Genomic DNA, 26,530 nt, shown 5'->3' with positions numbered 1-26,530 from the left:
ATGTTGATCAAGAAGTTGTTTCGGACGCTGTGGAGGTACAAGGCGCAGTTTATCTCCATGGTATTGATGATTGCCTTTGGGGTAGGAGTGTTCCTGGGATTCAATATTGAATGGTACAGCCTGGAAAAGAACCTGACAGAGATTTATGACGCGACCGGTTATGCGGATTACCGGATCTATGCCGAGAAAGCCTTCAGCGAGGAAGACCTGCAGAAGGTGCTGGCCATTGACGGGGTGGAGGACGCCACCCGGTACCTGTCCGTGATCACGGCGGTGAAGGGGACGGAAGACACCCTGGCCATGACGGTGGTGGAGAACCCGAAGGTATCCGGCTTGCTGGTGACCTCCGGGGAAGAATATGACCCGGAAAGCGAGAACGGGATCTGGCTTTCAGACCGTTATGCCGCGGCAAACGGAATCGGGCTGGGCGACAGCATGAGCCTGACCTATAAAATGATCGAGGTGACCGGCACCGTGAAGGGCCTGGTCAAGTCCAGCGAATACCTGATCTGCCTGCCGGACGAGACCCAGATGATGCCGGACTACAACTCCCACGGTTTCGGTTTCATCTCCCCGAAGATGATGGACAACGCGATCCCTGCCATGGCGAAGATGTTCATCGGCGGATCGCTGTATATGCAGCTGAACGTGAAGAGCGGCCTGGAGAAGGCGGACTTCGTGGAGAAACTGGACAAGGCGCTGGGACGGACGCTGCTGGTGGTGTCCCGGGAGGAAACCTTCACCTGGAAGGAAGCCCAGGGTGAGGTTGATGAAGGCAAGACCATGGGATCCATTCTGCCGGTATTGTTCCTGGCTATTGCGATCCTGACCATGGTGACCACCATGCACCGGATTACGGCCAGTGAAAAACGGCAGATCGGCACGATGAAGGCACTGGGATTCAAGAACAAGCGGATCCTGACGCACTATACCTCCTATGCCCTGATCATCGGATTGATCGGATCAGTGCTGGGCATCGCCATCGGCTACGGGCTGGGCTGGTTTATCATCAACCCGGACAGCGCCATGGCTATTTACCTGGATATGCTTCACCTGACGCTGTACGCGCCGTCCTTCAGCTGGCTGGTGATCGTGCTGATCAATGTATTCCTGACCCTGATCGGCTTCCTGTCCGTAAGGAAGATGCTGCAGGGTACGGCAGCGGATGCGCTGCGGCCTTATACGCCCAAACGGATGAAGCACCTGGCCGTGGAGGAAACCAAGCGGTTCAAGGCGCTGGGTTTCGGAATCAAATGGAACCTGAGGGATCTGCTGCGGCATAAATCCCGGTCCTGGATGACGCTCTTCGGCGTTGTGGGCTGCATGGTGCTGCTGGTGGGCGGCATGGGCATGAAGGATACCCTGGATTCCTTTATGGATATATTCTTTGACCAGGCCTACAACTACACCACAAGGATCAACCTGGACACGGAGAACGTAACCAATGAGGAAGCGGCCGCACTGGCGGAGAAGTATGACGGAGACTGGGTGGCGCTGCGCAGCGTGCAGATCGGCGACAAAGGGTATACGCTGGAAGTCTATGAGATTACCCATGACAAGATCCGGTTCGCGAACCAGGATATGAACATCACCTCCCTGACGGACGACGGCGCCTATATCGGCGAGCGGGTGGCAACGGCGGCAGGCGTGGGAGCAGGGGATGAGATCACCTTCTCGCCCTACGGCACGGACGAAAGCTATACCGTGCCGGTGGCAGGCATCTGCAAGTGCCTGAGCGAGAGCATCATGATGACCCGCACCCTGGCGGAGAAGACCGGCGTGAGCTACACGATCAGCGCGGTGTTTACAGATTCAACGGAGATTGAGGCTAATGACTGGATCCTGAACACCCAGAGCAAGCGGTCTATCATGGATTCCTTTGAGACGTTCATTGACCTGATGAACAAGATGATCTGGCTGCTGGTGATCGCGGCGGTGGCGCTGGGCATCGTGGTGCTGTACAACCTGGGCGTGATGAGCTACACGGAACGGTACCGGGAGATGGCAACGCTGAAGGTGGTCGGCTTCAAGAACAGCAAGATCGGCCGGCTGCTGATCAGCCAGAACCTGTGGCTGACGGTGATCGGTATCCTGATCGGCCTGCCGGCGGGCGTGGGCGTGCTGCAATACCTGCTGACGGCTTTGGCTTCGGAATATGAGATGAAGCTGACACTGGGTCCCGGGACCTATCTGCTTTCCATTGTGCTGACCTTCGGCGTTTCCCTGATTGTGGGCCTGATGGTAGCCCGGAAGAACCGGCATATTGACATGGTTGCGGCGCTGAAAACCGAAGAATAATTCACAATTCATAATTATATTTAGTTAAACAATTATCCGGATCCGAAAGGGTCCGGGTTTTTGTATTGTGTGTTTGTCTGATTTAGACGAATTATGGTCAAGAGTTTGACATGACTAACAACGGATGATAGTATACCTCCCGGAAGATGGCCTCTTCCACCAACTTAGGGCCGGGCGTCCAGGTCTCTTCCACTTCTGTCCTGGGCGTCCGGTTTTTTTGAATCAAAACAGCAGGAAAGGATGAATCAGCTTTGAACAATTTCTCCATCACAAAAGTTACAGGGCGCGAGATCATTGACTCCCGCGGCAATCCTACCGTTGAGGCGGAGGTAACCCTCGCCAATGGCATTATCGGACGCGGCGCGGCTCCGTCCGGCGCTTCCACTGGTGAATTTGAGGCGCTGGAGCTCCGGGACGGCGATAAGAGCCGTTTCGGCGGCAAGGGTGTTTCCAAGGCTGTGAATAACGTCAATACCGTGATTAACGACGTGCTCCAGGGCATCGACGCCCGGGACACTTACGCCGTGGACGGCGCCATGCTGAAGGCCGACGGTACCAAAGATAAATCCAACCTGGGCGCCAACGCCATCCTGGCGGTTTCCATCGCAGCCGCGAAGGCGGCCGCCGAAGCGCTGGGCGTTTCCCTTCACCAGTTCCTGGGCGGCGTGCAGGGCAACAACCTGCCGGTTCCCATGATGAATATCCTCAACGGCGGCGCACATGCCTCCAATTCTGTGGATACGCAGGAATTCATGATTATGCCCGCGGGTGCCTCCTCCTTCCGCGAAGGCCTGCGTATGTGCACAGAAGTGTTCCACGCCCTGCAGAAGCTGCTGAAGGCTGAAGGCGAGACCACTGCCGTCGGCGATGAAGGCGGTTTCGCGCCCAACCTGAAGAGCGACGAGGATACGATTGAGCATATCCTGCAGGCTGTGAAGGACGCCGGATATGAACCCGGCAAGGATTTTGTGCTGGCCATGGACGCCGCCTCCTCCGAATGGAAGAGCGAGAAGGGCAAGGGTTATTATCATCAGCCCAAGTCCGGCAAGGACTTCACCTCCGATGAGCTGATTGCCCACTGGGAGTCCCTGATCGACAAGTATCCGATCATCTCCATTGAAGACGGCCTGGACGAGGAAGACTGGGAAGGCTGGCAGAAGATGACCGCAAAGCTGGGCAGCAGGGTGCAGCTGGTGGGCGACGACCTGTTCGTGACCAACACGGAGCGCCTGGCCAAGGGTATCAAGCTGGGCTGCGCCAACTCCATCCTGATCAAGCTGAACCAGATCGGTTCTGTTTCCGAGACGCTGGAAGCCATCAAGATGGCCCACAAGGCCGGATACACCGCCGTTACCTCCCACCGCAGCGGTGAGACGGAGGATACCACCATTGCGGACCTGGCTGTGGCACTGAATACCCGGCAGATCAAGACGGGTGCTCCCAGCCGTTCCGAGCGCGTGGCAAAGTACAACCAGCTGCTGCGCATTGAGGAAAGCCTGGGTGCGAACGCCGTCTATCCCGGATTCGACGCCTTCCAGGTGAAGAAGTAAGCTTTTGATACCGGTTATCTGACAGTCCGCCGGAGAATACCGGCGGATTGTTCGATTTCAGATGGCTGAGTGAAAGAAACGCTTTTAGGAACAAGCTAATCAGATCAGGGAGAAGACTGCATGTGCGCTGACAGAAAGGAGAATTCATATGATGAAACTGGTACTGGTACGGCATGGTGAGAGCGAGTGGAACAAGCTGAATCTGTTCACGGGCTGGACTGATGTGGACCTGAGTGAAAAGGGGCACGAGGAAGCGAAAAACGCGGGAAAGCTGCTGAAAGAAGAAGGCTATGATTTTGACGTGTGCTACACCTCTTATCTCAAGCGGGCCATTCACACACTGTATCATATCCTGGATGAAATGGACCGCGCCTGGCTGCCGGTGAACAAGAGCTGGAAGCTGAACGAACGCCACTACGGCGCGCTGCAGGGGTTGAATAAGTCGGAGACGGCTGAAAAGTACGGCGAGGAACAGGTAAAGATCTGGCGCCGTTCCTTCAACATCAAGCCGCCGGCCCTGGATGCGGACGATGAAAGATCCGCGCTGAAACAGCCGATGTACCGTGATGTGGACAAGGGACTGCTGCCTGCCAATGAAAGCCTGGAGACCACAATTGAGCGTGTGGTGCTCTATTTCAACGAAGTGATCAAACCTGACATGCAGGAGGGTAAGCGCGTCATTATCGCGGCTCACGGAAACAGCCTGCGGGCCCTGGTAAAATACTTTGACAACATCTCCGATGAGGAGATTGTCGGGGTTAATATTCCGACGGGAACCCCGCTGGTTTATGAGTTTGATGATGATTTCAAGGTGATCAGATCCTATTACCTTGGAGACCAGGAAGCACTGAAGGCCAAGATGGAAGCAGTGGCGAACCAGGGCAAAAAGCAGCAGTAATCAAGCAAGGACATGTTGTGAAAAAGCTCCCTGCATCGGGTGATGCAGGGAGCTTTTGTTTGCGGCGGTTGCCTGATATTGACCGGTTGTTTGACAAGACTAACATGGCGTGCTAAAGTATCACCGATAACCGGATTATCAGTAAATGGATTATCAGTGAGAGGTGCGAATGTCGGTACGAGATACGAGCATTGATCCCAGGCTGCTGGAGAGCGCCCGGAAAGAGTTTATGGACCGCGGGTTTTTAAAGGCTGAACTGAAAACTATCTGCGATAACGCGGGCGTGACCACAGGGGCTGTCTATAAGCGGTACAAGGGCAAGGAAGAGCTTTTCCGGGCGGTGGTGCAGGAAACGACGGAGAAGCTGGACAGCTTTATTACCCTGCGGCGGGAAATCGATTTTGCCCGGATGGCGGACGATGAGGTGCGTGCGACATGGATTATGGATGAGAAAGCCATCCTGGACATGTTCAGGATGCTGTGGGATGTCCGTGAAGGCTTTGTGCTGCTGCTGGAAAAATCCGCCGGAACTGCTTACGAAAACTACGGGCATGATTTTGCCTTCCGGATGACGGACGCCTACATGCAATATTACCGGGAGACGAGGAGAAGGGGACTGGCGGAGGCGGAAATATCCGAAACCGAGATGCATATGCTATGCTCCTCCTTCTGGATGGCGGTGTATGAGCCCTTTATCCACAGGATGACCTGGGAGGAAATAGAGGAACACTGCCGGGTGCTGTGCCGGTGCTTTGACTGGGCCGGGGCAATCTGCCTGAAGTAAACTAAGCCGTCGAAAGACGGCTTAAAAATAAGACGATTGGTTAGTTTTAACTAATAAACAGAAGGTGAGAAAGACAGACAACAGGGGAATGGGGATCCAATGACGGAAAGAAAGCCCGGGTCACAGGCGTACCGCGGGCGAACAGGAGGAGTAAATGTTTAAAAAGGTTTCTGCGTATATCGGAGAATACAAAAAATACACGGTCTGGGCGGCCGTGCTGATGTCGCTGGGTATTGTGGCCCATGTGATTCCGTATTATTTCCTTTATCAGATTATCGCGCCGCTTACCAGGGGAGAACACATTGACCTGGGCTATATCATGATCCGGGTGGCCGGGGTGGCGGTGTGCGAGATTCTGTTCTCATTTCTTTATGTACAGGGGCTTTCTTTTTCCCATGTGAGCGCCTACAACACGCTGAAGAACCTGCGCGTTTCCCTGCAGGGAAAGCTGGAAAAACAGCCGCTGGGCAACATACAGGGACTGGGCACCGGACGGATCAAAAAGGTCTTTACGGATGATATTGACCAGATTGAACTGCTGCTGGCGCACGCGATTCCGGAAGGCATTGCCAACATCTTCATTCCGGCGCTGATTGTTGTGCTGATGTTCATTGTCAGCTGGAAGCTGGGGCTTTTGTCCCTGGTTCCCCTGGTTGTGGGCATGATATCCATGAGCATGATGATGAAGGCGGGCATGTCCAAAATGAACGCCTACTACGAATCCGCGGCCAGGATGAACAACACCATTGTCGAGTATGTGAACGGCATGGAGGTTGTGAAGGTATTCAACAAGGACGGGGAATCCTACCGGAAATTCGGGGACGTGGTCCGCAGCTATCGTGACTTTACCATCGCATGGTACAAGGTGTGCTGGCCGTGGATGGCTGCCTATTCCAGCGTGCTGCCATGCCTGGCCCTGCTGATCCTTCCCGTGGGTGCCCTGCTGGTGCTGTCGGGAAGCATCGCACTGGACAAGCTGGTGCTGGTGCTCTGTATGTCCTTCGCCGTGGGTCCCTCCCTCCTGAAGGCGATGAACTTCGCGGGGAAATTCCCGCAGCTGGAATACAAGATTGCGGAGCTGGAGAAGCTGATGGATCATCCTCCGGTGAAGGAAGGAACCGCCGGATTTACGGGGAAGAACCGGGATATCTCGTTTGAGGACGTTCACTTCAGTTATGAAGATACGGAAGTGCTGCACGGCGTCAGCCTGTCCCTGAAGCAGGGAACCACAACGGCGCTGGTCGGGGAATCCGGCAGCGGCAAATCGACGCTGGCCAAGCTGCTGGTGCACTACTACGACCTGGACAGCGGAAAGATCCGGATCGGCGGGCAGGATATCACGGAGATGTCCCTGGAAGCACTGAACGACCAGATCGCGTATGTATCACAGGAGCAGTTCCTGTTTAACACTACCCTGTATGAAAACATCCTGATCGGCAAACCGGACGCGACCCGGGAGCAGGTGCTGGAGGCTGCGCACAGGGCACAGTGCGACGAATTCCTGCAGCGGCTGCCCCAGGGCATTGAAACCCAGGCGGGTGACGGTGGCAAACAGCTTTCCGGCGGCGAACGGCAGCGGATTTCCCTGGCCCGCGCTATCCTGAAAGACGCGCCGATCATTGTGCTGGATGAGGCTACGGCCTTTATGGATCCGGAGAATGAAGAGAAGCTGAATAAGGCGATTGATGAAATTATCCGGAACAAGACGGTGTTTGTGATCGCGCACAGGCTGTCGACAGTCCGGAACGCGGACCGGATCTGCGTGATGAAAGACGGAGCCTGCATAGCGGCAGACACGCATGATAAGCTCCTGTCCGGCTGTGCCGAGTATAAAAAGTTCTGGGACGCCTCCGTCAGCGCGAGCGCCTGGAAGATCAAGGAGGCGTAAGACGATGCTGAAAATACTGCGCAGAATTATCAGGATGACCGGGAAATACAAAACACGGATCCGGCTGTCCTATATACCGGCCTTCCTGAAGGGCATTATGCTGAAGGCTCCGCTGTTCCTGAGCTTCTTCGTGATCAGCCTATTCATGCAGGGACAGATGGACACGCAGAAATGCCTGTACTTCGGCATCGCAATCGTGGCCAGCGTGATCCTGGCAGCGGTTTTTGAACACGTCAGCAATGTGCTGCAGTCCGCAACGGGCTATATGGTATTTGCCGACCTGCGGATGAAGCTGGGCGATCACCTGCGGAAGCTGCCCATGGGCTATTTCACGGAGGGCAATATCGGCAAGATCAGCTCGGTGCTGGGCACAGATATGGTTTTTATTGAGGAAAACTGTATGGGCGTGCTGTCGGAGCTGGTGTCCTTCATCATTGCCCAGGGACTGATGACGATTTCCATGTTTGCAATGAATCCCTGGCTCGGCCTGCTTTCATTGGCGGTTGTGGCCGCGTTCATGATTGTGGGCAACCTGATGCTGAAGGTTTCGCTGAAGCATTCCGTGATCAAGCAGGAGGGAAGCGAATCCCTGACCGAGGAAGTGCTTGACTTCGCGGAAGGAATCGGCGTGATCAAATCCTACAACCTGCTGGGGGAGAAATCGAAAAAGCTGACAGATGAATTCGCGAAAAGCTGCCGGGAGAGTATCGCGTTTGAAATCGCGTACGGCCCGTGGGCCAGGGCACTGCATCTGACCTTCGGCATCGGAACGGCCCTGATGCTGGCTCTGTCAGGTTTCCTTTTCAGCCAGGGCGTGATTCCGGATACCTATATGGTGGGTATGGCGCTGTTCCTGTATGACCTGTTTGGCTCCGTGAAGGGGTATTACAGCCAGATGGCCAGGCTGACCGTGACATCCGCAAGCCTGGACCGGATTGAGGAAGTGTTTGACGCTGAAGAAATGAAGGATGTAGGCTGGAAGACGTTTACGCAGGCCGACAGTGAAGCCGCAGCCATCGAGTATGACCACGTCAGTTTCGGCTACACCGGCAAGGACGTGCTGAAAGACATATCCTTTAAGGTGAAACCGGGAGAAATGACAGCGCTGGTGGGCCCGTCCGGCGGCGGAAAATCCACGATCGCGTCACTGCTGGCACGTTTCTGGGACGTTGGAAACGGAAGGATCCTGGTGAAAGGAAAGGATATCCGGGAAGTATCCCTCGGCAGGCTGATGGACCAGATCAGCATGGTGTTCCAGCGGGTGTACCTGTTCCAGGATACGGTTTACAACAACATCGCCATTGCCCGTCCGGACGCGACGCGGGAAGAGGTGGAGGAAGCGGCGAAAAAGGCGAGGTGCTACGATTTCATCATGCAGCTTCCGGATGGATTTGATACTGTGATCGGTGAAGGCGGAGCCTCCCTTTCCGGCGGTGAAAAACAGCGGATTTCCATCGCCCGGTGTATCCTGAAGGACGCGCCGATCGTCATCCTGGACGAGGCAACGGCCAGCGTGGACGCGGATAACGAAAGGGCGATCCAGGAGGCCATTTCCGAGCTGTGCCGGAACAAGACCCTGCTGGTGATTGCCCACAGGCTGAAGACGATCCGGGACGCGGATCAGATCCTGGTAATTGCTGACGGGAAGATTGTTGAGCAGGGAAACCATGCGGCCCTGATGGACCGGCAGGGAGCCTATGCCCATATGGTGACGCTGCAGGCATCGTGATCCGCGAAGGAACGGTGCTGCCGGCAAAAACAAAGGAAGCCGCCGAGGTGATCGGCGGCTTCCTGCTTGTTCAGAATGAATCAGGGCTTGGTGTAGGGGAAAACCAGTTCCGGATAACCGAAGGCGGCAACGGTCACGGTGTACTGTGTGCCGGCTTCGAAGAGGGGGCTTTCATCTCCGTTGCGGGCCTTGACGACGCCGTCCGCGTTCAGGACGCCGTTTTCATCCAGGGCGATGAAGTTACCGACGGTACCGTGGTGGCCCACGATTTCCTGCTCGGCAGCCTTTTCGGCGCCTTCGGCCAGGATCTGTACATGCTGGATGTTCTGCAGGAAATCGGCCATGGAACCGGAAGCAAGGGTGACTGCTTTACCGTCAAAGGAGATATCATCAGCAGAAAGGCCGCTGTCGATGATGAAGTAAGGCGCCTGGGCAGCGGCGGGACCGCCTTCAAAGGAGGGAGAACGGTACTTCGCGGTGGCGTCCACCACGTTCACATAGTAATAGCCGGCCTTCAGGGCAGCGATATCACTGAAGGTGATACTGACCTTGCCGTCGGCGATTTCCACGGTGTAGCTGTCGGCGGGAACGATTTCCTCATTGCGGACGCCCCAGCGGATATCCAGAACCTGGAGGTCAAAATCCTCCGGCAGGGCATTGGAAAGGGTGACGGTATTTCCATCGAGCTTTTCAAAGGGGAGGGCGGAGCCTTCCACAGCCAGGAAGGTTTTGCCGGCTTTACCTTCAAAGGCGTTGATCACGGCTTCCTGCGCGGCGGCGCTGACCATGGTGGCGCCGGAAACGGCATCCATTCCCGCGGTCATGTCCATGGCTTTGACTTCATCGACGGTTTTGCCGACAAACTTGTCCAGCAAGCCACCGTTGACGGCGGCGTCAAAATAGGGCTTGTTCTTCTTTTCCCAGAATTCCTCATTGCCTTTCTGCACGGAGCCGGCGGCGCCGGTGCCGTTGTCCTTCACGGAGGTGATGACGCCGTTGTCATCAACTTCCACGGAAAGCTTCACGTTGTAGAAGGGCGGATGGATAAAGGGTGTGGTGGAAGGGTAGCAGCGTTGATCCACGTTGGCATCGCCCTCGAGCGTTTTGCCGGCCAGGGCGCAGCCGGCGCAGGCGGCCAGGGACAGCACCAGCATCAGGGCGAGAAGGGAACGGAGCATTTTCATCAAAAGGGTCCTCCTTATATATAATAAGGTTAGAATTAACTAACAGCAAGATGATATCGTCCGCAGATCCGGGTGTCAATTCCTGCTATTGATCAAAAACGCGGCGATCCGGGCTCCTTGTAACGGAGCAGCATATGGTATATAATCATTTGTGTTCCGGAAAGGCCCTGAAAAGTGTCCGCGGGGCCGGGCAGTCATTTTCGGATTGCAGAACGGAGCATCCATTGCAGAATGGAGTGGACGGGTTGCCGCTCCTTTTTTATACTTCCGTCAGTTAGCAAAAGCTAACAGAGAACGAAAGGAAGTATCAGAGTATGAACGGTAAACAGGACACAAGGTCGAACCTGCTGAACGGGAACGTCTTCAGAACCATGCTGTCGCTGAGTGTCCCGGCGATCCTGGGCATGGTGGTCATCGGCTTGTACAACTTCATGGACGCGGTTTTTGTGGGCCGGATGGTAGGCCCGGAGGCCATGACGGCGGTCAAGGTTTCCTATCCCTTCACCCTGCTGAACAGCGGTGTGGCTACGCTGATCGGTACCGGATCGGCTTCGGTCCTGTCCCGGGCTGTGGGTCGGAAAGACCAGGGAACGGTGAACCAGATCATGGGCAACCTGATCGCACTGATCGTACTGCTGTCCGTGATAATTACCGCGGTGGGTGAAATCTTTACAACCGGACTGCTTTCCCTCTCCGGCGCAAAGGGCGAAATCCTGACCCAGGCGGAAAAATACCTGAAGGTTGTCTACATCGGCTCCCTGTTTGTGAACTTTGCTCAGTCCGCCAATATGGTGATGCGCGGCGAGGGTAAGCTGAAGATCGCAATGGGCATTATGGCCGCGGGCGCGCTGCTGAACATCGCGCTGGATCCGCTGCTCATTTCCCTGATCGGCAAGGAAAACGGCATCCTGGGCGCTGCATGGGCTACCGTGATTGCGCAGGTGCTGCAGGCTGTGTTTACCCTCTGGTACTTCCGGAAAAAGAGCGATAACGTACGAATCCACAAGATTAAGATCCATGGAAACCTGGTGGGCCCGGTGCTGGGCGTGGGTGTTTCTGCCATGCTGATGCAGGTAATGACCATGGTCCAGCAGACCATTATGTACAATACCGTGGAAAGATGGGGCGGCGGCAGCTGGCAGACCATCCTGGGCGCGTGCCTGAGCCTGCAGTCCTTCGCGTTTATCCCGCTGTGGGGCATCAGCCAGGGCTTCCAGCCGGCCATCGGCACCAACTACGGCGCCAAACAGTATGACCGGGTGCGGTCCTTCACGAAGGTCTTTATGATTGCCGCCACGGTGCTTGCCCTGGTGTTCTATCTCCCGATTATGCTGGCACCGCAGGGCATGCTGAGTATGTTCATTACGGATGCGGAAATCTGTGCCCAGGGTGCCCCGATGCTGCGGGTGTTGTTCTCCACCTATATCTGCTATGGTGTGCTGATCCTGGCGATTACCTTCTTCCAGGCCATCGGCAAGGCGTCCGCGGCTTCCGCCATGGCGCTGCTGCGGCAGGTGCTGCTGTTCCTGCCCCTGGTGGTGTTGCTGCCTACCGTGTTCGCGGTTCCTGTGCAGGGCGTATTCTACGCGCAGATGTTTACTGACCTTGTTGTGCTGCTGATCGGTATTATCCTGCTGATCAAGGCCTTCAGAACGATTCGAAAGGAAGAAAGATTATTAGCCTGATGGAAAAGGAAAAATGGGCGGAGACTCCGCCGGATGCTGACCAACTGTTTGACCGGTACATGTCTATGATCGGTCGGAAGGATTCCGAGATCACCTATCGTTTGAAAAACGATACGGGGGAGGGCATTATGCGCCGCCATAATGTGGCGAAGGGCGTGCAGCTGATCTACTCGGAGATTGAATCCTATACGCCGATGTACCAGGAGCAGAAGCAGTTTGTACGGTATCTGGAACTGATGTACATGGTGGAAGGCCACGCCGATTTTGAAATGGAAAACAGGCATTGTGCCAGTGCCGACAAGGGAGACGTGCTGCTTTTCAACAACCGGGTGGGCACGCGGGAATGCCGCGTGGGCAGGGGAGGCATGCGGTGCATCAGCATTGTGGTATTCCTGGATGACCTGGAGGAGACGCTGAACCGCTTCTTCGGTACCCGGGAGTTTGACCGGAAGCAGATGTTCGCGGACGTGCTGGATGCGGAGTCCTGCATCCGTTTTCCGGCCAACGAGATGCTGGAGAACATCTTTACTGGTCTCCAGCAGATCCCGGAGGAGTACGCGGATTACCACCGAAAGCTGCTGACCCTGCAGGCGGTGATTGCCCTGCTGGACGTAAGGGACGGGCGGAAAACCAGCCACCGGTACTTCAGCGGCGACACCGCGCATAAGGTGCATGAAGCCCGGAAGCTGCTGGGCTGTGACCTGGGTTCCGAGCTGTCCGTGGAGACGCTGGCGAAAAAAATCAAACTGAACCGCACTACCCTGCAGCAGGTATTCCGGCAGATGTACGGCATGAGCATCTACGAGTACCGTACCCAGGTAAGGATGCAGGAAGCGAAAAACCTGCTGCTGCAGGACCGGCTGAGCGTGACGGAGATCGCAGGCCAGTGCGGCTACAGCAACGCGAGCAAGTTTGCGGCCTGCTTCCGCAGGATCACCGGCTTTACGCCGGGAGAATGGCGGAGGAACAACGTCATCGCCGTAAGCGATAACATTGAAAATTAAGAATTCAGAATTAAGAATTAAGAATTAAATGTTGACGGCGGGGCTGTCTCTTCTGTCACACCCCCGCCGCGTCGCCCTTTGTATGGATTAACGAAAACGCCCGGATCCGTGATGGATCCGGGCGTTGATGTATGTCTGGGATCAGCCGCGTACCGGGAGGATGTCCAGGGTGCGCATGAGGTTCAGGCAGTTGCTGATTTGTTCTTCAGTCAGGGCCAGGCCTGGAGCTTCGTCGCCGGCAGTCAGGGTCAGTTCGATTTCATGGCCCTGGCAGATGGTGTAGAAGTCCAGGAAGTCCGGATCATCACCGGTTTCCTGAACCAGCAGCAGGTCCACACCGGAATCGGTTTTGAATGTATCAAAGGTGACGGTGTTTTCCTCGCTGAAGCCCATCTTCAGGCGTTCCAGGCTATCCGCGTCCAGGTCGGACAGCTGATTGATGGTTGCATAGCTTTCATTGAAGGAAACATAAATATTCAGGCGGGGTGCGGCAGGATCGTCGCTGGCTACGGCACATTCCAGGGTCAGTTCACTCTGGGAAAGGATGGAACACTTGTAGCCATCGGGCAGTACACCGCTGAACTGCATACGATTCTGGAATTCAATCGAGGTTTTCTCTTCCGCAAAGGCGGAAACACAGGTGAGCAGCAGAACTGCACACAGCAGAAGGGAAATCATCTTTTTCATACGGGTAATACCTCCTTTTTCCGGGATCCGGTCAGTACTGACGGACCACATAGTTCTTCATCATAAAGCCGGTGGCTTCGGTGCTGGGATCCGCAACCTGGTACCAGCTCTGGGTTTCGGCAATGACCGTCAGCTGAGCGCCGGAACGGTAGGTCGAAAGCACTTCAGCATCCTTGCTGGGCGCCCAGCGCATGTTGACCCAGCCGCTGGCACGGGAAGGACGAACCTGAACCACAAAGGGAGTGACGAGACGGGCTGTACGGAATTCCCTGTTCAGATCAGCCAGGGGATCCGTGTATACAGGTGTAGGTATATACGGTGCCGCAGTAGGCTGAATGGTAGGAACGGCCGTGGGCCTGGGAGTGGGCGTAATGGGAGACAAAGGCGCCGGTTCATACCACTGCAGGAAACGGCTCTGGACATAGGCTTCACCGATCCTGTCCCACTTGATACAGGCCCAGCCGTTATCCAGGAAACGGATGACGCTCAGCTTGGATCCATAGGGAGCCAGGCCGATGATGTTATCGCCGACATAAGGCGTACTCCGGACATTGAGCCCTTTTCCGTTGTCAGTATAAACATACATGGTCATAACGGATTGATCGAGATAGGTATAGCTGCCGACAGATTCGGCAAAGGCTGCGGCAAGTCCAAGTATCAGTGTCAGCGCAAGCACAAGAGACAGCAGCTTTCTGTTCATAAGAATGACCCTCCTTCATGCGGAACGGTTATCATTTTATATCCGGCAGGATTTGTATCCTTCGGGATATACCGATTATACCAAAAAAACGGGAGAAGAGATTATTTTGTTCCCGAACAAATAATCTAATTCTGCGATCGCTGTTACCAAAGCCGTTTCACGCCTTTGACAGCTGTAGCATGGCAGCTGTTACCCAAATCAAAGATTTGGACAGCTGCTCAACAATTCATAATTATAATTTGTTCAGCCACTGTCCGGCTTTATGTCTTTTTTACCATAGATTATCTGAACCCATCTGCATTTTATTGTTCATTATGAGCAGTTGTTCAATTCCGAGCTTTTCAGACCTCATATATGGGTTACACTATATATAATTATGAATTATGAATTGTGAATTATGAATTCAATGCAAATGCTTCCTGCGTTGACAAGAAGGGGTTATTTGGAATATAGTAGAGGCAACAAGTTGTCCGTACATATTTGGACGGCATAGCGAAAGCTCAACAGCATAAGGAGGGAATTTCTATGGAACAGAAATGGCCGTTGGACGTAACGGTTTCATTCGATCCGTATTTCGGTGAACCCAGCCGGGACGGCATCCAGGGCGCGGAGGTCCTGCCGGACGGAAAGGTGCACTTCAGGATTATTGCCAAGGACGCGAAAGAGGTTGTGATCGACCGGTTCGGAACCATTTTCCCGCTTTCCAAGGTGGAAGACGGGGCATGGGAAGGAACCTTTGATATGGGAACCGGTTTCCTGTATTTCTTCCTGAAAGTGGACGGCGCGGATGTGCTGTGCCCCTATATGCCTATCGGATACGGCTGCTGCCGGCCGATGAACTTTGTGGACGTACCTGTGGCCGATATGGAAGGCTGGGACGACCTGGAAGGCGTGGAACACGGCGCGGTGACCCGGCGCTACTTCTACTCCACAGTGACCGGCAAGACAGAGATCTGCCTGGTGTGGACGCCGCCGGCCTATGATCCCGCGAAAGCCTATCCGGTACTGTACCTGCAGCACGGCTATGGCGAGAACGAAACCGGCTGGATCTACCAGGGACATGCCGGCCGGATCGCCGACAGGCTGCTGGCGGAAGGCAAAATGGAAGAGATGATCATCGTCATGGGCAACGGCATGGCCAAGCCCAAGGACGAAAGCCAGCCCCGGGATTTTGCCCTGTTCCCGAATATCGTGGTGAAGGACCTGATCCCCTACATCGAAAAGAACTATAAGGTGCTGACGGATAAGTGGCACCGGGCCATGGCCGGCCTGAGCATGGGCAGCTTCCACACCAGCGTTACCACGCTGACGAATCCGGATCTGTTCGGCTACGCAGGCCTGTTCAGCGGTTTCCTCCGGGCTCCGTGGAATCCGGACGAGGAAATGCCCCACATGAAGCTGCTGCATGAGGCGGACAAGTTCAACGAGAGCTTCAAGGTTTTCTACCGCGCCATGGGTACGGAAGATACCTACTGGGAAGCCTTTGACAAGGACGACGCCTACCTGGCGGACAAGCCCCTGAACATTACCCGGGAAACCTTCCCCGGCGGACATGACTGGACGGTGTGGCGCCGCTGCATCCGTTCCTTCCTGCCCAGGATCTTCAAATAAGGACAGAAAGAGAAACCGCACAGGGCCAGTTGGCTCTGTGCGGTTTATTTTTTTACTGTTACGGATTAAGGTAGATGACCTGGGGCGTGATTTCCGGCGCGGCGGGAGCCGGTTCGGGCGTCACATATACCAGGATCGGCGTGGGCGTCGGCTGCGCCGCGGGCTGCTGCATGATGTAGATGACCTGCGGGGTGGGAGCGGGTGCTTCCGGCGGGTTGATGATGTTGATCACATCGGAGGCCGACTCGGAAGCCGCGGCGGTATGGGTGTTCACTTCTGCCTCATAGGAATAGGGATCCTCATGCAGGATCACATGATCCGTATTGAGCAGATCGGAACGGATATAGCCCAGGGTGCCGTTGGCCAGCTGGACAGCGTACCAGATTTCCCCGGAGCTGTTCTTGACCCGGGCGGTGACGGTGAATTCCGTGCCGGCGGATTTGATCCGCATGACCCGGGTGGCATAAATGCTGGGCTGGGAACGGACGTTGACCTGCTTGATAGCGGTATAGCACCAGCCTTCCGCGGGCATGGATTCGATCATGGTTTCAGCCTGGCGGACCACTACGCGGGTTTTCGTGACTACCGGGGGACAAACCTCCCACCAGGGGAAGTTCATGCTTGCCGGATCGGGTATGGTATAATCCTCCGAATCGGCAGAGGCAGGCAGAATGACCGCGGCGATCATCAGGACGGCCAGGATAAGGCCCATACGGAACAGAAGTGATTTCATGTTCACCGTCTCCAATTCGTTTTTTCATGATTTAAGACTCAACTTATATTGTAAAATCCTATGGTGCCGCTGTCAACCGCCAGATGTTGTGGCATAAGGGTTTCAGGGCTACACGGTCATGAAAAAGACGGTGCGGGAGAAAATCAGAAGGTCACGGTCCTGGGAGCGCCGCCGAAGGAAGCGAAGGTGGCGGTGGCACCCTCGAAGTACAGGACTTCGGTGTTGTCATCCTCAGCAGAGTACATGGCCTGCAGGGCAGGATACTGCTCCAGCATGTGCTTTTTCGCTTCGATCCGGTCATCACGGATCAGCTTGCCGGCAACGCGGACCCAGGTGCCATCCGCAAAGGCGCAGATTTCAGCCTTGGGGTTGGCCTGGAGCTGCTTGGAGACGGGCTTGATTTTGCCGGTCTGGATGTACAGTTTGCCTTCGAAAATATCAACGGTGCCGAAAGGACGAACGCGGGGCTGGTCGCCTTCCACGGTCGCCAGGTAGTAAGTGCCGCACTTTTTCAGAAATTCATAGACTTCGTTCATGGAAATATCCTCCTATCGTTGGATTGGTAAGGATATTATATAACGAATACTGAAAACTTAAAACTGAAAACTTAAAAATGGTGGAAAAAACAGCTTCCGGTGGAAGCTGTTTTCAGGATTTAATGATTGTCTATGTTGGGCAGACATAAGGTGTTCCGATTGGAGGCGACACCAGGGGACGGTTCTGACTATCCACGTAAGTGGACAGTGGCAGAACCGTCCCTGGTATCCGCCCGGTGATTTGGTCTAGATTAATTGTCCAGACACTATGTCCGGGGGAAAAAAGACCCCAGGAATTAATCCTGGGGATGAAAGGGAGAGGAGATACTTATTTATCGATGTGGATGTCGCCGGAGGTGGTATCAATGCGCAGGCGGGCGGAGCCGTCGCCGTAGACGTACTGATCATCGCCTTTTTTCGTCATGGCCAGGCTGCTGTGCAGCTTACTGGGCCGTGCGTCGAGATCCAGGGTGAAGCCGGAAATTTCGGGCAGTTTCAGGGTCACGTCACCGGAGGTGGCATCAACATTCAGATCCTTGAAAGAAACCAGGGCGGCGGTAATGTCGCCGCTGGTGGAGGAGAACTTTGCCTTATCCGCGGTGGCGATATCCGGGCGGATAGCGCCGGAAGTGGAATCCAGATGCAGGTCTGCGACGGTTCCGGACACGGAGACGGAGAGATCACCGGAGGTGGACTCCATGGAGATTTTCTCCGCGGAGGGAACAGTGAAAACTGCTGTACCGGAAGTGGTAGAGAAGGAAGCGGTATTGATCTCGCTGTCCTGGCGGATATTCAGGTCACCGGAGGTGGAGGAAGCGGAGAGCTTCTTCGTGGTGACGACCGCATTCACATCGCCGGAGGTAGTATCAAACTTGATTTCATCCGCGGTCATGGAGGGGACGGTCACATCAGCGGAGGTTGTGTCGATATCGACGTTTTTGAGGGTGATGCCCTCAGGCAGGGACACGGTCAGGGTTTTCTTCAGGTTATTGAAAATGGTCAGCTGGGGTTTGGAAAACTTGATCCGCAGGGTTGTGCCGTCCAGCCACCAGCGGAGTTTTTCATCTTCAGAGGTGGTTCTGTTGGCAACCTCGGAGACGCTGACGCCGGAACCGGCGTGATACTCGATGTTGACCTTGCCGGAGGTCCAGTCGATGTCCAGGTTTTCCACGACGGAGGTGATTTCAGTATCGCCGATGGTATATTTATCCTCATTCGCGAAGGCGGCCAGGCCCAGGCCGATGCTGACCTTGCCTCCGAAGATGGAGTAGGAGCCGCCGGCCAGGCAGAGCAGAACGACAATGAGGGCTACAACCAGAATTCTTGACTTATTCATGGGAATCATTCCTCTCTTTTCGATTTAATAGCAGAATACAGCAGCCAGGCACCCGCGCCGCAAAGGGCGAACATAAAGCCTGTTGACAGGAAGCTCTTGGAATACAGGGTGATCATGTTCATCATGTTGGCGAACAGGATCATGTCCACGGACAGGACGATTACCGGACGGCTGAAGCTGCCGATGAATTCCCGGACGGGACGGGCTTTCAGCACGAAGGGCAGGAAGATCAGCGAGAAGCCGAACAGTACGGCCGAGGCTGTGAGGTAGAACCAGCCGCCGTGGGTGATGAAGCTGCAGACGGCCAGAAGTACCAACAGGGTCACGGTAAAGGCGCTGAAGGTCCAGAACAGTTTATCCCGCTGGACATTCATCGGGACAAGGATCAGGGAGGCACAGACCGCCAGCCCGGCGAGCACCACGTAGAACCAGTCCAGCGTGTGGCCGGTAGACAGGTTCACGATCAGGCAGATGAGAATCGGGACCATAAACAGACCGGAGACAACGGAGCCGACCGTGGTGGTACGGCGCTTGATGCGCTTGGCCTGATACTCGAGCACGCTGTCCTTCTCTTCCCGGAGGTCGTTTTCTATTTCATGAGACCGGAGCTTTTCCAGCACAGCGGAGCACTCCGGACATTCCTGAAGATGTTCCCGGATCAGTTCACGGCTTGTCTCGCTGCAAACGTCGTCCGCGTAAAGCGGAAGCAGATCGCGGATTACTTCGCATTCTTTATTCATGCTTATCCATCCTTTCACTCAGTTTCAGTTTCGCGCGATGATATGTGACGCGGGCCCAGTTTTCTGTCTTGCCGAAGATGGTACCAATCTGGCTGAAGGACAGTTCACCGAAAACCCGAAGCTCGAAGACTTCCCGATAAGGTTCATCCAGCGCGTGGAGCGCGACGTGGATCCGGAAGGAGGAATCCTTGTCTGTAACCTGCTGCTCAATACTTTTTCCGGCAGCGGGAAGCTCTTCCGGGATTGGCGCCGTTTTATTACGGCGGCGTGTTTCATCCACAAAGCAGTTCTTTGCGATGGCACACAGCCAGGTCACTTCATCTGACTCATTCCGGAAGGAAGCGGAAACGGATTTTGAGAAGGCCCGAAAGAACGCTTCCTGGGTGATCTCCTCAGCGGCATGCCGGTCGCCGGCCAGTGTCATCACATAGGAGAAGACCCGCATGTAGTAAGCGTTGTACAGCCTCTCACAGGTTTCGCTGTTCACACATCATCACCTCCTTCCCGGTTAATACATGGGTTAGACGGAGTAATCCGGATTTCGTTACAGAAAAAAATAAAAAAATTTTTCAGGGAGTTTTTGCCGGGGAAAAACACACAACAATCATATTGCGCAACTGCTATTATATACAAAAAGATGACAGAGAAACAGAAGAAACTTGTTCTTCTTGCTCTCTGTCAATGATGGATGGTTTATACCGAAGGATCCGGAATGCAGTATTTCAGTCCCTGTTCAGGTATTCACCGGTGACTGCGTTAAAATACTGAATATAATTATATTCCGGAGTAACTATCGAATCAGTGTAGGGCATATAGAAGCACCAGACCGGAACAAGATGGTAGGTAGGATGAAAACCAATATAATCTTCCCAAACGAGGTATTCCAGGGAAATACGGCTGACACGGGGTTCCACATAATCCGGTAAAGCATAGGAAGATAAAAACTGTGCATATACGTCCAGAATCTGCTCCAGTGACAAGGGCTTTGCTTCCGGACCGGCAGCTACAGGAGTATCTATAGGATCGCTTACATACACCTGAAGAAGGGTGCCATCAGCCTGGAGTATAATCTTCATAGCCGGATAAGCAGTACTTTTGTTACCAACCACATAACCACCTTGAGTGTGGAGACGGAGTCCCTGCCAATAAACCGGGAATTGTATTTCATATACTTCGTCACCGGCCTCCCAGGTATAATCATGATGCTCGTTAAATGTTTCGTTATAGGTTTTCTGATTGGAGACCAGAGTGTCCAGATCGTATACTTTGACAAACTGAGGGTTTCCCAGGGATAGTTCGGTTCTTGCAAGAACCGGCGCCAGCAATTTGAGCGCATCGGGATAAGAAAGTTCTTTCAGGTTTGCGACTGCATTGGGATCAATCGGTTCCTTGTAAAAGTGTGAAAAGCCAAATACTGTTCCGACTGTAAACCGGTCACGTGTCTCATGGTATCTTTCAACACCGAAGGCATTACCAGGTACAGCCATAATACCAGCCTCTTCATCCTCCAGAACCCAACCGTCATCGTCTCCTGGTGCATGTAGTCCTATAAACGGGATGTTTTCGTATCCCGGAGCAGCAACGGAAACGAGGGCTCGAAGCTTTTCCTCTGACATTACACGCAGGGAGGCATCGTATTCGCAGACCGTTTCAGGAAGATTGGTATCCGTTATAGCGTCAATGACGATCTTTTGCCCCTGGCAGTCAAGTTTCCTCTGTACGTGGTCCCATTCAGGAACGAAGGAGGAAGCACCGGCAGACGGAAGATGAGCAGATAACAGCATACCCATCAGCAGGAGAAAACAAAGGAAACTTCTTATATGATTCATCGGAAACCCTCCTGAACTTTTTTCTGTACATGCATACGGGAAGCAAGCAATTGCAACGTTCCGGACATCGCCTAAAGGCCTTACATGTATATAGATGCATCGGTAGGCAATTTGGTTACAAATATTTTCATTTTTTCTCTGTTTTTTTATCATGACCTGTATCGTGCCTGGCGTGATGGGTTTCCGAAAAAGAAACGGTATGGTATGATAAATAAAATGTTTTCATCTCTGAAGGGAGACCGAGCAATGAAAAGCCTGTTTTCTGCCCGTCGCTGCTGGTTTGCAGCGATATTGACAGCAGTACTGCTTTTGCTGGCCGGGATCGCGCTGGCGGACGGTCCACATACGGTGATGCTGAAATGCGGCGGAAACGGCTTTGTGGGCACGGATAAAAAGGGCACCCAGAAAAGCATTGTGATTGATCCGGCCACCAGCGTCTCCACAGAGGATGATGAGGAAACCTATACGCTGGAAGAGCTGAAGAACCTGCCGGGCTTTGAGCTGCGGGGCGCCGCGCTGCGCTTTACGGTCAGCAGCTTTTTCGGAGATGAGCTGCGATATACGCTGGTGTGCGGAAAGACCTTTGCGGAGCCCCAGAAGGTGATGACCGGACGGAACCTGTGGGACGTGACGGACGTGATTTCTGCCTGGCTGGAGGACAGGAAAACGGAGCTGAAGATCAGCCCCGTATACAAGCAGGGCCCCTGGGGCATGAGGATCCAGGACGGGACTGTTTACCTGCAGCTGAACTTTACCACATCGGCAAAGCTGCCGGATTTCCCGCGGGACAAGGTGCAGACCGGCCTGATCTTTGAATCCAGCCTGAGCATGCTGGAAGAGGGAAACACCTTTGTGGCGCACTATGACGAAACGGCGGGCAGCCTGATGCAGGTGTCCCTGCCGCTGGGCGTGCCTTACTATTATGCCGGGGGCACCGAGGACAAGTTCCTCAGGCGGTTTTTCCCCAGCACGACCACGCGCTATTACCGGGAAGACCACATGTACCTGTGCGGTCTGGACTGTGTGGGCATGACGCACCTGATCTACGAAAAATGCGGACTGGAGCGGCATCCGTCCATCTCGGACCTGCTGCGCCATGGCATTGGCCATGACCTGATGGTTAATAACGATCCGATGAAATGGTCGGCGTTCATGAAGCCAGGTGATCTCGTCGCGGTGAAGCACGGCACCTTCCATATCATGATGTACCTGGGGACGCTGCGGCAGTTCGGCTGGACAGAAAAAAACGCAGGGGAAGCGCTTCCCCTGCTGGATGCTCCGCTGGTGATCCATTGCGGAGGCAGCCCGTTCTACTATGAACGGTATCAGAAATACATTGAGGAACAGGGCTACAGGAACACCCTGCCGCCGGACGGTGGCGTGACGGTTTCCGTGATCATGGAAACCAACCTGGACGCCCCGCACAGTATGGATGTTTCCTGGGGAAAGCATTTCGGCTGGTATGTGATCGACAACCAACCCCTGCTGGTTTTCCCGCTGGACGACTGCACGGACATGGCCTGGTACGGACCGGAAAAGTAAAGGCTTACCGGTAGTACTGCGCCTGGGCCTCGAACATGGCGGCGTAGACGCCATCCGGGATGTTCACCAGCTCATCATGGGTGCCGTATTCCGCCACCCGGCCTTCCGAGAACACGGCGATGTGATCGCAGAAGCGGCAGGAAGAAAGCCGGTGGGAGATATAGAAGGCGGTTTTATCCTGGATCAGGGAGTTGAACTGCTTATAGATCTCATACTCGGCTACGGGATCCAGGGCGGCTGTGGGCTCGTCCAGGATGATGACCGGCGCGTCCTTGTACAGGGCACGGGCCAGGGCCATCTTCTGCTGCTCGCCGCCGGAGGGCTCGATGCCGTCTTCCTCCATATACTTGAAGAGCTTGGCATCCTCGCCGCTCTCCAGTTTATCCGCAAACTTTTCCAGACCGGCCTGTTTCAGCAGATCTGAAACACGGAGCCGGTCTTTTTCGTCCATGTTTTCCCGGCCCTTCAGGGTGACGTTTTCGCTGACGGTGAAACCGAAGAGCCTGAAGTCCTGGAAGACGGGGGAAAACTGCTTCATATACTGGTCATAATCGTATTCACGGATGTCGGTGCCGTCCAGGAGGATCTGCCCGTCTGTGGGGTCATAGAGGCGGCAGAGGAGCTTGATAAGGGTGGTTTTGCCGGCACCGTTCAGGCCGACGATGGACAGGCGTTCACCCTTTTCCACGGTCAGGTTGACGCCGTCGAGCACCTTTTTCTCCGTGCCCGGATAGGCGAAGGAGACGTTGCGGAACTCAATCCGGTGTTCTCCAGCCTGGACGGGCTTATCACCCTTGGGCATGGCCTGGGGATAGTTCATAAAGATAACGTATTCATAGGCGTAGTTTGTTTTCTTCAGCAGGTCCGTGATGTTGGACGCAATACCGCCCAGCGTGTTGAACAGGGATTCGGCCGCGGAGACCATCTGGGTAAAGATACCCAGGGAGAAGACGCCGCCGATGGTCTTCAGCGCGGTATAGCCATAGGTGAAAGCAGTCTGAAAGACAGCAAGAGCGCCCTGGATCAGGGAATATTTCCGGGTGGTATCAGCCTGCCATTTCCAGCCCTGATAGCTTTCCTCACTGAAACCGTCCCATTTGTTCAGCAGCATGCCGGAGGCGTCGTACAGGCGGATATCCTTGCCGTAGCGGAAGTCCACCATTTCCCAGCCGTAATAACCGAACATGCGGTTCACTTTGGAAAGCCTTTCAAAGGCCTTCAGTTCCACCTTGCTGCTCAGCCGCATCAGGTACGCGTTCAGGCAGACGCACAACAGGATCACTGCCAGCAGCAGCGGCGTGTGCAACGCGATGACCGTGACCAGGCCGACGATTTTGACAGCATTGCCGATGAAGGAAAAGATCTGCTCGGAAATGCCGTAAACGCCTTCGGAATACCAGCTCATGCCGGTGTTGGTCTTTTCCAGCTGGTCCAGGAGCTTCTTGTCTTCAGTCAGCTGGTAATCAAGGCCCATGGCATGCTCGCTGATCAGCCGGGTGAAATAGTTGTCCAGCCGTTCCTTGTACTTGCCCAGCTGATTGACGGAAAGCTGGCGGATGACGGTCAGCAGGCATTCGCCGAGGATGAGGATGCCTGCATAGACGAACAGGCGGGTCAGATCCTTTCCGCCGACCAGCTCATCGACAATCAGCGGGGTAACGAAGATGGCGATGAAGGGCATCAGGATATCACAAAGAGTTTTCAGGGCCTCCAGGGGGAAGAACAGCGGAAACCGCTTCGCGGCCACCGGGAACATGAGGCGGATGATTTCTTTCAGCTTTTTCATTCGGCATCCTCCTCTCCTTCGGGATGCTCCCGGTAATACTGTGCCTGCACATCAAAGAGATGGGCGTATTCGCCGCCTTTGGCCATCAGCTCGTCGTGGGTGCCGTATTCCTCCAGCCGGCCGTCCATAAACATGGCGATCCGGTCACAGAAACGGGTGGAAGCCAGGCGGTGGGAAATATAGACGGCGCTTTTTTTACCGATCATCCGGTCAAAACGTTCATAAAGCTGCTTCTCCGCCAGGGCGTCCAGGGCGGCGGTGGGTTCATCCAGCACGACTACCGGCGCGCCTTTATACAGCGCCCGGGCCAGGGCAAGCTTCTGCTTTTCGCCGCCGGACAGGTCGACACCCTCCTCCGAGGCAATCTTCAGCAGCTCCGTATCCAGGCCCTTCGGCAGTTCATCCAGCTTGTCAGCGAGACCGGCTTCCCGCAGGCAGGTGGCGGCTTTCTCACGGTCTGTTTCCTGCATGGGCAGCATGGAGACGTTCTCCGCCAGGGGCAGGGCAAAGAGTTCAACATTCTGGAAAACCGGGGAGAACAGGCGGTAATAATCCTCCCGCGGATATTTCCGGATATCCGTCCCGTTCAGGGTGATCAATCCCTCTGTGGGATCATACAGCCGGAGCAGGAGCTTGATCATGGTGGTTTTGCCGGCGCCGTTCAGGCCGACCACCGCCAGCTTTTCCCCGGGATGCAGGGTCAGGTTCAGGTGGGAAAGGGCATCCTTTTCCGCCTCCGGATAACGGTAGGAAACGTCGTGGAACTGCAGTTCCAGGGAATCCGTTTCCGGCAGGGGCAGCAGGTCTTCGGTGCTTTCGCTGTTCATCTCCAGGAAGGAGCGGAGATCGTCCACTTCCATGGAAGCACGGTTGAAATCACCAAACCGCTGCAGCAGGTAAATCAGCGCGCCGGAGAAGGCGTTGGCCAGGGCCAGGTACAGGGTGAAGCTGCCGATGGACATGGGGTTGATTTCACGGATCACCGCAAAGTAGAGGACGGCATAGGTGAGGAACCGGCAGATGACGTTCATCGCCTGGCCGAAGAGCATGTTCCGGTTCCAGAGGTCCTGATGGTAATCAATCCGCTCCTCCCGGGTTTCAAAAACGGCACGCTGCTTTTTCAGCAGGAACGGCACCATGGAGAACAGGCGGATATCCTTGGCGTATTCCGGCTGCTGGGTGACGCGGGCCATGTAGCTGCTTTTCCGCCAGACGGGAGCCAGCCGGTCCCAGACTTCCTTTTTATCCTTTTTCAGGATCACCCGGTAGTACAGGAAAGAGAGGACGCCCATCACCGTCAGGGCCAGGATCAGCCGGAAATCCAGCACGAGGACGGCCGTGAAGGTGACGATGGTGGTGAAGAGGTTCTTGCCCAGGTCCTGCATGAGGTGCATCATGCCTTCGAAGCCGTTGTTGTTGCCGTCGGTAGAGTTCTGGGCGCGCTGGTGAAGATCCAGGGCTTCCGGCTTTTCTAGCAGCGCGTAATTCATGCGCATGGCCTTCGCCACCCGCTCATGGATGACGCCGGTCCGGATATAGATATACCGGGGCCAGACCATGCTGCCGGCAATAATCCTGGCAAAGGAGAAGGCAAGGGCTACGAGCGCGCCGATGATAATGATTATGATCAGCCGGTGCTGCTTTTCCGCCAGGGGCAAATCAATTGTGATTGTGTCCATGATGAACTTGGACAGGAAACCGCCAAGGTAACTCTGGACAGAAGCGCAGAACAGATCCGTGAAGGCCAGCAGAAATACAATGGGGCAGTACTTCCGCATCCGGTTGAGGACAAAACGGGTGTTGGACCAGAGACCGAAGTCCCGGTGCAGGGGATTATCTTTACTTTCCTTAAATGTCATTGGTATCACATCCTGAATGCATAATACATGAAAAAACGCCCATTCCACAGGGAACGGGCGGAAAGTGTCCAATCAATCCGGGTTATCCGACAAGGCCAGGCCCGGAGAATGGCGCCCGTGTTTCCTGTGCGACAGTAAAAGTTCTGAATAA

Annotated in this window: 21 protein-coding genes; 10 read left to right on the top strand and 11 right to left on the bottom strand. The window is 54.8% G+C overall.

Features of this window, described 5'->3' with window-relative positions:
* The 6 genes from JYE49_RS09225 to JYE49_RS09200 all read left to right on the top strand — a co-directional run bounded on the left by JYE49_RS09225 (position 1) and on the right by JYE49_RS09200 (position 9,147).
* Positions 1-2,298 (top strand): ABC transporter permease, encoded by a 2,298-nt coding sequence (locus JYE49_RS09225; protein WP_093956983.1) that lies wholly within the window; start codon positions 1-3, stop codon positions 2,296-2,298.
* 251 nt (positions 2,299-2,549) lie between these two features.
* Positions 2,550-3,848 carry a phosphopyruvate hydratase gene (eno, locus tag JYE49_RS09220; RefSeq protein ID WP_093956984.1) on the top strand — a complete coding sequence of 433 codons (1,299 nt, stop codon included), beginning with the start codon at positions 2,550-2,552 and terminating at the stop codon, positions 3,846-3,848.
* A gap of 151 nt (positions 3,849-3,999) precedes the next feature.
* A complete protein-coding gene (gene gpmA / locus JYE49_RS09215; protein WP_093957258.1) occupies positions 4,000-4,746 on the top strand; it encodes a 2,3-diphosphoglycerate-dependent phosphoglycerate mutase in 747 nt (248 codons plus the stop codon).
* 169 nt (positions 4,747-4,915) lie between these two features.
* Positions 4,916-5,530 carry a TetR/AcrR family transcriptional regulator gene (locus tag JYE49_RS09210; protein WP_093956985.1) on the top strand — a complete coding sequence of 205 codons (615 nt, stop codon included), beginning with the start codon at positions 4,916-4,918 and terminating at the stop codon, positions 5,528-5,530.
* Positions 5,531-5,684: 154 nt separating this feature from the next.
* Positions 5,685-7,418, top strand: a complete 1,734-nt coding sequence (locus JYE49_RS09205; protein ID WP_093956986.1) for an ABC transporter ATP-binding protein — start codon at positions 5,685-5,687, stop codon at positions 7,416-7,418.
* A 4-nt stretch (positions 7,419-7,422) separates the two neighbouring features.
* Complete coding sequence (locus JYE49_RS09200) at positions 7,423-9,147, top strand: ABC transporter ATP-binding protein (protein ID WP_093956987.1); 1,725 nt, start codon at positions 7,423-7,425, stop codon at positions 9,145-9,147.
* Positions 9,148-9,227: 80 nt separating this feature from the next.
* Here the strand turns inward: JYE49_RS09200 and JYE49_RS09195 are convergent, their stop codons facing one another.
* On the bottom strand, positions 9,228-10,331 hold the full coding sequence (locus JYE49_RS09195) for an FMN-binding protein (protein WP_093956988.1): 1,104 nt from the start codon (positions 10,329-10,331) through the stop codon (positions 9,228-9,230).
* A gap of 314 nt (positions 10,332-10,645) precedes the next feature.
* Between JYE49_RS09195 and JYE49_RS09190 the strand changes: the two genes are divergently transcribed.
* Entirely contained in the window at positions 10,646-12,016 is a 1,371-nt protein-coding gene (locus tag JYE49_RS09190; RefSeq protein WP_093956989.1) for an MATE family efflux transporter, read from the top strand.
* Entirely contained in the window at positions 12,016-13,020 is a 1,005-nt protein-coding gene (locus JYE49_RS09185) for a helix-turn-helix domain-containing protein (protein ID WP_093956990.1), read from the top strand. Before JYE49_RS09190 ends, JYE49_RS09185 begins: the two co-directional genes overlap by 1 nt.
* Before the next feature lie 141 nt (positions 13,021-13,161).
* On the opposite strand, the gene JYE49_RS09180 is transcribed toward JYE49_RS09185, so the two are convergent.
* Both JYE49_RS09180 and JYE49_RS09175 read right to left on the bottom strand, forming a co-directional pair.
* Positions 13,162-13,707, bottom strand: a complete 546-nt coding sequence (locus JYE49_RS09180; RefSeq protein WP_093956991.1) for a hypothetical protein — start codon at positions 13,705-13,707, stop codon at positions 13,162-13,164.
* Between the two features lie 31 nt (positions 13,708-13,738).
* Positions 13,739-14,407 (bottom strand): SH3 domain-containing protein, encoded by a 669-nt coding sequence (locus JYE49_RS09175; RefSeq protein WP_093956992.1) that lies wholly within the window; start codon positions 14,405-14,407, stop codon positions 13,739-13,741.
* A gap of 525 nt (positions 14,408-14,932) precedes the next feature.
* Here JYE49_RS09175 and JYE49_RS09170 point away from each other — a divergent pair.
* Positions 14,933-16,018: an alpha/beta hydrolase-fold protein gene (locus JYE49_RS09170; RefSeq protein WP_093956993.1), complete on the top strand. Its 1,086-nt coding sequence runs from the start codon at positions 14,933-14,935 to the stop codon at positions 16,016-16,018.
* A gap of 58 nt (positions 16,019-16,076) precedes the next feature.
* On the opposite strand, the gene JYE49_RS09165 is transcribed toward JYE49_RS09170, so the two are convergent.
* The 6 genes from JYE49_RS09165 to JYE49_RS09140 all read right to left on the bottom strand — a co-directional run bounded on the left by JYE49_RS09165 (position 16,077) and on the right by JYE49_RS09140 (position 21,192).
* The gene (locus JYE49_RS09165; protein WP_093956994.1) at positions 16,077-16,751 is read right to left on the bottom strand and encodes an SH3 domain-containing protein; all 675 of its coding nucleotides are present in this window, start codon (positions 16,749-16,751) and stop codon (positions 16,077-16,079) included.
* 143 nt (positions 16,752-16,894) lie between these two features.
* Positions 16,895-17,287, bottom strand: a complete 393-nt coding sequence (locus JYE49_RS09160) for a pyridoxamine 5'-phosphate oxidase family protein (RefSeq protein ID WP_093956995.1) — start codon at positions 17,285-17,287, stop codon at positions 16,895-16,897.
* A gap of 328 nt (positions 17,288-17,615) precedes the next feature.
* Positions 17,616-18,623 carry a DUF4097 family beta strand repeat-containing protein gene (locus JYE49_RS09155; RefSeq protein ID WP_179217295.1) on the bottom strand — a complete coding sequence of 336 codons (1,008 nt, stop codon included), beginning with the start codon at positions 18,621-18,623 and terminating at the stop codon, positions 17,616-17,618.
* A 5-nt stretch (positions 18,624-18,628) separates the two neighbouring features.
* Positions 18,629-19,363, bottom strand: coding sequence for a zf-HC2 domain-containing protein (locus tag JYE49_RS09150; protein ID WP_093956997.1), 735 nt, complete (start codon positions 19,361-19,363; stop codon positions 18,629-18,631).
* Positions 19,356-19,850 carry an RNA polymerase sigma factor gene (locus tag JYE49_RS09145; RefSeq protein WP_283399357.1) on the bottom strand — a complete coding sequence of 165 codons (495 nt, stop codon included), beginning with the start codon at positions 19,848-19,850 and terminating at the stop codon, positions 19,356-19,358. Before JYE49_RS09145 ends, JYE49_RS09150 begins: the two co-directional genes overlap by 8 nt.
* Before the next feature lie 235 nt (positions 19,851-20,085).
* Positions 20,086-21,192: a hypothetical protein gene (locus JYE49_RS09140; RefSeq protein WP_093956998.1), complete on the bottom strand. Its 1,107-nt coding sequence runs from the start codon at positions 21,190-21,192 to the stop codon at positions 20,086-20,088.
* A 246-nt stretch (positions 21,193-21,438) separates the two neighbouring features.
* Here JYE49_RS09140 and JYE49_RS09135 point away from each other — a divergent pair, with 246 nt between their 5' ends.
* Positions 21,439-22,734 (top strand): NlpC/P60 family protein, encoded by a 1,296-nt coding sequence (locus JYE49_RS09135; protein WP_093956999.1) that lies wholly within the window; start codon positions 21,439-21,441, stop codon positions 22,732-22,734.
* Positions 22,735-22,738: 4 nt separating this feature from the next.
* Here JYE49_RS09135 and JYE49_RS09130 read toward each other — a convergent pair whose 3' ends face one another.
* The gene (locus JYE49_RS09130) at positions 22,739-24,520 is read right to left on the bottom strand and encodes an ABC transporter ATP-binding protein (RefSeq protein ID WP_093957000.1); all 1,782 of its coding nucleotides are present in this window, start codon (positions 24,518-24,520) and stop codon (positions 22,739-22,741) included.
* The gene (locus tag JYE49_RS09125; RefSeq protein ID WP_093957001.1) at positions 24,517-26,379 is read right to left on the bottom strand and encodes an ABC transporter ATP-binding protein; all 1,863 of its coding nucleotides are present in this window, start codon (positions 26,377-26,379) and stop codon (positions 24,517-24,519) included. Before JYE49_RS09125 ends, JYE49_RS09130 begins: the two co-directional genes overlap by 4 nt.
* Between the last annotated feature and the right edge of the window lie 151 nt (positions 26,380-26,530).

It is taken from the genome of Aristaeella hokkaidonensis (assembly GCF_018128945.1).
Lineage (GTDB): Bacteria > Bacillota > Clostridia > Christensenellales > Aristaeellaceae > Aristaeella > Aristaeella hokkaidonensis.
Note: the sequence above shows the minus strand (reverse complement) of the source record. Positions and strands in the feature narration are given on the sequence as shown.